The sequence below is a fragment of the Allorhizocola rhizosphaerae genome (genome assembly GCF_003426775.1).
GTDB classification, from domain to species: Bacteria; Actinomycetota; Actinomycetes; order Mycobacteriales; family Micromonosporaceae; genus Allorhizocola; species Allorhizocola rhizosphaerae.
In genome coordinates, this window is record NZ_QJUG01000377.1 from 1 (window position 1) to 4,678 (window position 4,678).

Below are 4,678 nucleotides of genomic sequence, written 5' to 3' on the forward strand. Positions count from 1 at the left end.
CGCGGGGCGCGCTGCGTCGCCTCGCCCAGGTTGGCCCGGCCCGCGAGCACGTCCGACACGCCGGGCGTGGGCACGACCCCCAGCAGGCGGGCCAGCGAGTCGGGCGTGTGCGCGCCGATGAGCACGACGTCGGTACCGGTCCGGGCCAGCGCGGCCGCGAGGTTCGCCGCGACATGCGTCGCCGCCTGCCCGCGCGACGCGCCGGTGACCACGACGACCTGCTCGCCCTGGCCGAGCGCGGCCACCACCTCGTTGCGCAGCCGGTTGAAGGCGCGACCGCCGTCGCCGAACGGCGGGTAGACGTCGTCGGCGGGCACGGCCCGGTCGGTGATCTCGCTGAGGACTGGGACGCCACACCGGCCGCCGACCTCCGACGCGGAGCGCACCCGGCGGTCCAGGCGCTGGCGTAGCGCGCTCAGCCCGATGCCGGCGAGCAGCCCGAGCAGCGCACCCGCGGAAATGTTGATGGGCGTGTTCGGTTTGACGGGTCGGCCCGGAAGGCGCGCGTCGCGGATGATCATGCCACCGCTCACGGTCTCGGTCGTCAGGTTGTTGATTTTGTTGGTGAGCTGGCTGATCTGCGCGAGCGCGGCCTCGCGCCGGCTTTCCAGGTTGGCGAATTCGCTGGAGGTCCGCGACGCTCCGGCCTGCTGGGTGTTGATCTGTACCAACTCGTCGGTCAGCTCGGAAACCTTGTCCTGCAGGACTTGGGTCTGGGCGGCGATGGTGGCCCTGGCGTTCTCCTCGCGGTTGCGCAGGTACGACTCGGCGAACGCGCGGGCGCCGGCCTGCGCGGCGGACGGGTCGGTCGCGCTGAACTTGATCTGCAGGACGGAGGTGTTCGCGGGCACCTCGACGGCCACGTCGCCCGCGAGGTCGTCGTCCTCTTGGAGGTTGAGCAGCTGCCCGGCGCCCTTGACCACCGCGGTGGACCGGACCAGTTGCGCCTCCGTGTCGAGGTTGATCTCGCCGCGGGTGCGGCCGCCCGTGACGTTGGCGTCCTGACCGGCCGGATAGACCAGGACGGATGCGGTGGAGACGTACTCACGCGGGAGCCTGCGGTTGTACTCGAATCCCGCGGCGCTGCCGATGAAGAGCGCGAGCACGACGATCCACCAGTGCCGGCGAGCCATCGCCAAGTAGTCGTTGAGGTCGTATGACTGCGTCGGTTCCACAACTGGAGTCAACGGTCACCCGGGCCTTCGCGTAACTTCGCCGCAGCTTCGCGCGTATTTCCGCTGTTCAAGGGCTTGCACGGTACCGGATAAAAGGTATTCTTGGTTTATAAGCAGGCAAAAAGGATGTTTCTCATGAAACGAGCTTTGGGCCTCGTGGCGGCGCTCGCCGCGCTCGCGGCCGCCATCGTCATCGGACTCATCGGCGGGAAGGTCGCGCCCTATCCCGAACGGATCCCCGCCTCGGGCGACACGTTCGCGTTGACCGCTGCGCCGGAGGAAACGGGCGGCGACAAGAAATATCTGATCGCCGGCGGCCACAAAGGCGGCGCGGCAATCAGCTACGTGAAGTTCAATGTGGAGCTGCCCGACACCCGGCAACCCAAACGGGCGTGGCTCTGGTTGGGCGCGGAAGACGAAGATCTTCCGGACATGATTGAGCTTTCCGCGGTACCGGACAACGGCTGGCGCGAAGAGGCCATGAACGCCGAGACGGCGCCCAGGCTCGGCACGGTGGTCGCGTCGGTGGAGCCCGCGCCCGGTGCCCGTGCGGTCGCGTTCGACGTGACCAAGCACGTGCGTTCGTCGGGTGTGTATGCGTTCGCCATCACCGCCCCCAGCGGACGTGACTCCGCCCGGTTCGTGGCACGCGAGGGGGAGTCGACCCAGGCCGGCGCGCCCACGATCACTCTGGAGTGGACGGAGCCGTCCGTCATGCCGCCCACGTTCACGCCGAGCCCGCGGCCCAGCCCGTCGGTCGAGCCGTGGCCCAACACATCGCCCTCGGCGAGCGCGTCGGCCTCGGTTTCCGCGCCGCCGTCGGCCTCACCGCAGCCGTCCGGGCCCGTCGACCCGGAGTGCCGCGTCGGCGAGCTGCTCGTGCCATCGTGCGGTGCGCTGTGGGGGGTCGCGCCCGGCGCGCACACCCGGCAGGACCGCTCGGTCGCGTTGACGGAGTTCGAACGGCGGGTGGACCGGCCGCAGCTGATCTATCACGCGTACCACCGCGGCGACGACCTGTTCCCGACCCCGGCCGAGATGGCGCTCGCCCGCGACCCGCAAAACCCGCGAGTCCTGCTCCTGAACTGGAAGCCGCGCGGAGCCACGTGGGGGGAGATCGCCGCAGGCGACGCGGACATCGACGCATACCTGCGCCGCTTGGCCCAACACCTCCGCGCGACCTTCCCCGAGCGGTTCTTCTTCACGATGCATCACGAGCCCGAAAACGACGTGGTGGACGAGGAGGGCAGCGGCATGACCGCCAAGGACTACGCGGCCGCCTTCCGCCACGTGATCACGTTCCTGCGCGGCGAAGGCGTGACCAACCTCGTGTCGACCATGTGCTACATGGCCTACATCCCGTGGAACGTCAAGCCGTGGTTCACCGACCTCTACCCGGGCGATGACGTCGTCGACTGGGTCTCGTGGGACACCTACGCCTACAGCGATCCCGGCTACGGGCACGGCGACTTCGCGGAGATGATGAACCGCAGATCGGGCAGCCGGCAGGACTGGCCGGGCTTCTACAACTGGGCCGCGCGCACCTTCCCGCACAAGCCACTCATGCTCGCCGAGTGGGGTGTCTGGTATTCAGACAGCAACCCCGGCCACCAGGCCGAGTTCTTCAACTCGGCACGGCTGCAGCTCGGCCTGTTCCCGCGGGTGAAGGCGTATGTGTACTTCGAGTCGCCCGACGCCGAGGGGCGGGACTCGCGCGTGCACAACACCTCGAAAGGACTGGCCGAATATCGCCGGTTCTCCGAACACCCCGCCTTCGACGTCCTGTTCAGCCGGTTCTGAGGTTCGCCGCGGCGAGTCCCCGTAAGGCGTTCCATCATGGCCGCGTGCGTCTCGCCTCGGCCCCCGCCGTGAGCGCGCCCGTGGCAATCCGCCGTGGCCTCCTCTCGCGCCCGCCCGGCCGGTGGCCCGCCTTCTCGCCGTTGCAGACGTAACACGTGCCAGGCGCGCCAAAGGTTGCAACCGTTGTTCATTTCGGATCGAGCTGGTCAAGGCGGGCCGACGCGGGCGAACGCCTCCAGCGCGAAGTCGATCTGCTCGGGCGTGTGCGTGGCTGTGGCCGCGACGCGTAGCCGGCACGCGCTCGCGGGGACGGCCGGCGCCACCACCGCCAGTGGTGGGTCAGGCGGGGACGGTGCCGCGGACGGCCCAGGCGCGGGCGGTCAGGGCGATCGAGCCGTCCGGATTGGACGGCAGGCGGGAGCGCAGCAGGTCGCGCAGCGCGGTGCGCCGGTCTTCAGGCAGTGACATGACGTATCCGGGGGCGGGGCCCTGCCCGCCCAGGAACGGCCGCCAGTAGTCGCCGAACGAGGCGAAAACCGTTGGCACCTCGATGCCCTCGACCGCGACCGACTCCAGACCGCATGCGCTCCACAGCGTTTGTAACGCCAGTGGCTGGCACAGCGGGAACCGCAGGCCCTCGTCCAAAGAGGACGCCGCCGGGTCGAGCTCGACCGCGGCGTCCCAGAAGTGGCGCATCATGCCCATCCCCGCCGCGTAGTCCCACACGTACGCCGCGACCAGCCCGCCGGGGCGCGCCACGCGGGCGCAGCCGGTCACCGCGCTGTCCGGGTCGGGCACGAAGTTGAGCGCGAGCCCGCTGACCACCGCGTCGAACGTGTTGTCCCGGAAGGGAAGCGCCAGCGCGTCACCGGTGCGGAAGTCGCCGCGCGGGTCGACGATGCGTGCCCGCGCGCAGTCGAGAAACCCCTCGGACGGGTCGACGCCCACCACGCTCAAGGGGTCGGCGTGGGCGAGCACCGCGGCCGTCAGCGCGCCGGTGCCGCACCCGACATCGAGCCACTGCCAGCCGGGTTCGGGGGAGAGCCAGCGCACGAACTCACGGGCGACCGGCCGGCTCCACCTGCCGACGTATGCCTCGTAAGCCTCCCCCACCGCCCACATGTCAACCGCGCGGGTTGATCCAGCCCTGATCGGACAGGTAGCCGAGCACCTCGGCGACCGCGTCCTCCGGCGGCTCGTCACTCGTGTCGATCACCAGCTGCGCGTCCAGCGGCGCCTCATAGGGGTCGTCGACCCCGGTCATGCCGGTGATCTGGCCCGCACGGGCGCGCGCGTAAAGGCCCTTGCGATCGCGCGCCTCGCACACCTCGATCGGCGTTGCCACGTGCACCAGGACAAAATCGGCACCGGCGGCGGTCGCCATGGCCCGCGCCTCGGCCCGCGCGGCGGCATAGGGCGCGATCGGGCAGCAGATGGCCATGCCGCCGTGCCGCGCGACCTCGGCCGAAACCCAGCCGATCCGGCGGATGTTGCGGTCGCGGTCCTCGCGCGAGAAGCCGAGCCCGGCGGACAGCTCGCGCCGCACCACGTCGCCATCGAGCAGGGTGATGCTGCGCTCGCCGGTCTCCAGCAAAGCGTCGGCGACGCCCCGGGCAATGGTGGACTTGCCCGAACCGGAAAGCCCGGTGAAAAACACGACCAGCCCGCGGTGCCGCCGCGGTGGGCGGGCGCGGGCCAGCTCG

Annotated in this window: 4 protein-coding genes; 1 reads left to right on the forward strand and 3 read right to left on the reverse strand. The window is 70.4% G+C overall.

What is annotated here, in order from left to right; translation table 11 throughout:
* A partial coding sequence (locus tag DM816_RS40315; protein WP_211589070.1) for a lipopolysaccharide biosynthesis protein occupies positions 1–1,175 on the reverse strand: 1,175 nt, incomplete at its 3' end.
* 135 nt (positions 1,176–1,310) lie between these two features.
* Between DM816_RS40315 and DM816_RS40320 the strand changes: the two genes are divergently transcribed.
* On the forward strand, positions 1,311–2,975 hold the full coding sequence (locus DM816_RS40320; RefSeq protein ID WP_162908357.1) for a glycoside hydrolase family 26 protein: 1,665 nt from the start codon (positions 1,311–1,313) through the stop codon (positions 2,973–2,975).
* 339 nt (positions 2,976–3,314) lie between these two features.
* On the opposite strand, the gene DM816_RS40325 is transcribed toward DM816_RS40320, so the two are convergent.
* Positions 3,315–4,097, reverse strand: coding sequence for a class I SAM-dependent methyltransferase (locus DM816_RS40325; RefSeq protein WP_117215723.1), 783 nt, complete (start codon positions 4,095–4,097; stop codon positions 3,315–3,317).
* A 1-nt stretch (position 4,098) separates the two neighbouring features.
* On the reverse strand, positions 4,099–4,678 hold a 580-nt coding region (cysC, locus tag DM816_RS40330), incomplete at its 5' end, for an adenylyl-sulfate kinase (RefSeq protein WP_117215724.1).

Coding starts and splice junctions, on each gene's coding strand:
- DM816_RS40320 (WP_162908357.1), top strand. CDS start 1,311: ATGAAACGAGCTTTGGGCCTCGTGGCGGCGCTCGCCGCGCTCGCGGCC.
- DM816_RS40325 (WP_117215723.1), bottom strand. CDS start 4,097: ATGTGGGCGGTGGGGGAGGCTTACGAGGCATACGTCGGCAGGTGGAGC.